Origin of the sequence: Endozoicomonas sp. YOMI1, from assembly GCF_024606345.1 — a bacterium.
Lineage (GTDB): Bacteria > Pseudomonadota > Gammaproteobacteria > Pseudomonadales > Endozoicomonadaceae > Endozoicomonas.
On the sequence record NZ_JAHHPM010000051.1, the window covers coordinates 1 to 2,343 of the forward strand.

Consider the following 2,343-nt stretch of genomic DNA (forward strand, 5'->3'; position numbering starts at 1 on the left):
TTTCAAGAATACCGGTGATAAAGAACAAGCAAAAATCGCTGGTAAGCAAGCTGCCACCTTCATAAAAGAATTGAATAAAGCAAAAAATAATGAGCTTGAATCAACCTCTATTTCTTCCCTGCCCATTTAGTCAGAAATAGACGTTTCCATTTGGCCAACTACTCAATAGCCCTGGCAAATTCTTATGTTTGGTTGACATAAATATTGAATAGTTTGTGTCAGGTAGGAACTTTTATGAAAATGATTTGTCTCAAGCTGTAATTTAATACTTCTATACTTCAAAAATGGATAGACCTAACCATCCTGCTCATTTAGATGAAGCTTCTGACCGCTTTTCTTATTTTCAAAATACTGTTTTTTTTGAACCTGACACATCATGTCAGGCTTTCTCCCGTCACGTTGCAGAAATGGCTGTGGCTATTGTTCCATGTGCTATGCGTACTGATAAAACTACTGAAAACTACCTTCAGCAGCCAGCGGTGACTTTTCATAATCCATTTGATGACCCCCGGTTTGAAAAAAGGTCGATAGTCGTTGTTGATAGCCATGCTAAAGAAGATCAACCACTTTACTTACCTGTCAGAATAAAACCGCAGAATAATGATCATGCCCCCACATATATTCCTGATAATGAATGTTTTTCAATCCAGTCTATTTTAGGATTAGGGCAATCAAACTCGCAATGCTCGTCAGTTATTGATATTCATTACAATCCTTGTGAAATTACTAATCCATTGCCCAATAATCACAATCTTGTTGATCTTTTTTCTACGCCAAAGGTGCCAGTTTCTATTACTAACCCTCAACTAAATAGTAAACAGCTTCAACGGAATACGTCTCCTGCAGGAACTGAGTTGGATTTTAAAGCTTCTGCTTCTGGTGAATCACTAACCATCTCTCATCATAAGGCTTACCAGAAGGTTTACCAGAGGTCTTACAGTAAGTCCGAGAAACGGAAGGCTTCCCGAAAGGCTTACGCACAGTCCGAGAAAGGGAAGGCTTCCCGAAGGGCTTATGCACAGTCCGAGAAACGGAAGGCCTTAAGAAGGGCTTATGCACAGTCCGAGAAAGGGAAGGCTTCCCGAAAGGCTTACGCACAGTCCGAGAAAGGGAAGGCTTACATTAAGGCTTACCAGAAGGCTTACCAGAAGGCTTACCGTCAGTCCGAGAAAGGGAAGGCTTACCATAAAGCTTACGCACAGACCGAGGAACGGAAGGCTTACCGTAAGGCTTACTATAAAGTTTTCATGAATACCGGTGATAAAGAACAAGCAAAAATTGCAGGTAAGCAAGCTGCCGCCTTTATAATAGAATCGAATAAAGCAAAAAATAGTGAGCTTGAATCGACCTCCATTTCTCCCCTCCCGCCCGCTTTTCAAACTGATTGAGTAGTCAGTAATCGAAGGATAAGAAGGTATTTGTCGCTGTGCTCTGGGTAGGCAAACGGTAAATCTGCTGTGCCTCCCGAGCCCGGTTAGTCCGATCAAAAATGACGGAGAACTGTCGGTTACCGGGCGCGTCAACGTTATGGTCTTATTGACCGCTGTGGAGAAAGCAAACAGGTTCTTGACCACCTTACGAGAAAAACAACACCTGACCACTGGCTTTTTCGTCCTTACGGCTCCGGCTACGAAGAGCTTAACGTCACTGTTATTAAGTAGTAGTTAACCAAATGAAATCATATTTTCTGACTAAGGTTGAAATAAATATTGAAGGGATCTGATGGGGGGAACTTTTTATAAGAAGGAATAGTCCTAATTATTAATTCAATAACTCAATAACTCAATAATTCAATGGCTACTCCATATTTTAACTCACACTCCCTGTATTCGGTATTTCAGAAAGCCTATGAGTCTGTTATGTCAAGCAGTGGCCCGGCTTCTAAAGACTGGCCGCAGCAAAATGGTTTAGTCTTCGGGCTGCGAGTTGATCAAACTGCACCAAGTAATTATGTCAATCCCTTGATGCCATATGGTGAAAGCTTCCATAACCTATTTATGGATTCCCGTTTTAAAACAATGCCAGTCAGGGTTATTTCTTCTCAAGAACCTGCACAAAGCGAGCCCTTAGACTTATCACATAAACCCAAGGCATACCGGGAGGCTGACAAAAATACCAGAATTATTACCTGTCAACCAGAATTAAGTATTGATCGGGTTTGGAGTATGGCCGGTGAAGCGAATTCTCACTCATACTTTTTAAATGTTAATCATCCTCCACTTACCCTAACGTTGGAAAATACTGCTGGAAATATTTTTTCAGGTTCAGGGAGATCAACCTCACAAAGTTCATCAGCTGTTGATATTCTTCACAATCCTGGTGAAAGCTTCAATCCATTGCCCA

The 2,343-nt window shown here is 41.4% G+C and carries 2 protein-coding genes; both read left to right on the top strand.

Annotated features, from left to right (window positions below; translation table 11 throughout):
• Window positions 1-434: 434 nt before the first annotated feature.
• Complete coding sequence (locus KDK15_RS02035) at window positions 435-1,388, top strand: hypothetical protein (protein WP_257293702.1); 954 nt, start codon at window positions 435-437, stop codon at window positions 1,386-1,388.
• 471 nt (window positions 1,389-1,859) lie between these two features.
• On the top strand, window positions 1,860-2,343 hold a 484-nt coding region (locus KDK15_RS02040), incomplete at its 3' end, for a hypothetical protein (protein WP_257293703.1).